This is a genomic window from Pseudomonas monteilii NBRC 103158 = DSM 14164 (assembly GCF_000730605.1).
GTDB lineage: Bacteria > Pseudomonadota > Gammaproteobacteria > Pseudomonadales > Pseudomonadaceae > Aquipseudomonas > Aquipseudomonas monteilii.
Genome location: NZ_BBIS01000111.1, coordinates 1 through 1,178, shown reverse-complemented (window position 1 = coordinate 1,178; position 1,178 = coordinate 1). Strand labels below are relative to the sequence as shown.

The window sequence follows — 1,178 nt, the reverse complement described above, 5'->3', positions numbered from 1 at the left end:
AATCGAGTTCCTCCAGCATCCGCATGTTCGCGGTAAGCCGAAAGTAGTTTGCCCAACCCCGCAACACGGGATTTAGCATCTCTATAGTGTGAGACAAGGACCGTCCTCGCCCCTTGCGCAGCAACTCACGAACTCGATCCATCAGTCTTCGCAGGCTTTCGGGGGCAGGTCGCACCCGTGTCTCTTGGCGATAGATCGTAATCGCGTAGCCCAGAAACTTTCGCTTCCAAGGCCGTGCTACTGCGCTTTTCTGCTCGTTGATACGTAGCTTCAGATGACCCTCCAGGAAGGCTCTGATGTTCGCCATCGCCCGTTGCCCTGCGCCTTCACTGCCGATGTAGATATTGCAGTCGTCAGCATATCGGCAGAACTTCAACTGCCGCCTTTCCAGCTCTCGATCAAGATCGGTCAGCAGGATATTCGACAGTAATGGGGACAGCGGCCCACCCTGAGGCGTACCCTCGCTGCGGGGTTGAATCACGCCATTAGCCATCATCCCCGCCTCTAAGAAGCGCCGGATCAGCTTGAGTACGCGACCATCCCTCACTCGATAGGCGAGTCGAGCCATCAACACGTCGTGGTTGACCCGGTCGAAGAATTTCTCCAGGTCGATGTCCACTACCCAGTGCTTTCCTTCGGCCACATACTCTTTCGCCTTGACGACCGCATCGAGCGCACTTCTCTGCGGACGAAAGCCGTAGCTGCCATCGGAGAAGGTTGGCTCGAAGATCGGTTGCAGTACTTGATGGAGCGCCTGCTGGATAAGCCGATCCACCACCGTGGGTACGCCGAGTGTTCTAACCCCGCCATTAGGCTTGGGAATGTCCACTCGGCGCACCGCCCGTGGCAGGTACCGATCCTCCAGCAGTGCCGCCTTCACACTTGGCCAGTGCACCAACAGCCAGTCCTTCAGTTCCTCAACCGTCAAGCGATCAACGCCTGGCGCGCCTCGGTTCTTCAGGACGCGCTTGTACGCTCGTCGCATGTTGCTGGGTTCGACCACCTGCTCCATGAGCCGGTAGTCCTCCGATTTCGTTCGCCCAGCCGTCGCCGCAACCCCCTCAGCACCTTGCGGGCTTCTTTCCGGATTCCGTCCGGCCATGGCAGGCAGGCCTCCCGTGTCGGGAGCTTCTGCGTCATCGTGGGTTGTCGAGATCAGCTGTTCTACTCTCGGTATT

Annotated in this window: 1 protein-coding gene; it reads right to left on the bottom strand. The window is 58.5% G+C overall.

Annotated elements, in window-relative coordinates:
* Positions 1-1,012: group II intron reverse transcriptase/maturase (ltrA, locus tag PM2_RS29370; RefSeq protein WP_169742490.1), on the bottom strand; the 1,012-nt coding region annotated here is incomplete at its 3' end.
* Positions 1,013-1,178: the final 166 nt, after the last annotated feature.